Raw genomic sequence first — 259 nt, 5'->3', positions numbered from 1 at the left:
GTGGGCTGGCCGCCTCCGCCATCCGGTTCTACGAAAAGCGGGGTCTTCTCCCCGAGCCCAACAGAACTCCGTCCGGTTACCGGGACTACGCCCCGGGCGTGATCGACCGGCTGGAGTTCATCCGAGCCGGCCAGGCCATCGGGCTGACCCTGACTGAGCTGAGCCAGGTGCTGGGCATCCACGACCGCGGCAGCGCACCATGCGGCCACGTCGCAGAGTTGATCGATGACAAGATCTCCGATGTGGATCAGCGGATCGA

Annotated in this window: 1 protein-coding gene; it reads left to right on the top strand. The window is 65.6% G+C overall.

Going from position 1 to position 259, the window contains the following annotated elements; genetic code table 11:
• Positions 1-259, top strand: a 259-nt coding sequence (locus ACKX14_RS16130) for a MerR family DNA-binding protein (protein WP_422449435.1), incomplete at both ends; no start/stop codon positions are given.

Source organism: Thermorhabdus hydrogeniformans, from assembly GCF_049310025.1.
Lineage (GTDB): Bacteria > Bacillota > Thermosediminibacteria > Thermosediminibacterales > Tepidanaerobacteraceae > JBJYKD01.
The sequence above is the reverse complement of the archived record's forward strand: the minus strand, read 5'-3'. Positions and strand labels throughout refer to the sequence as shown.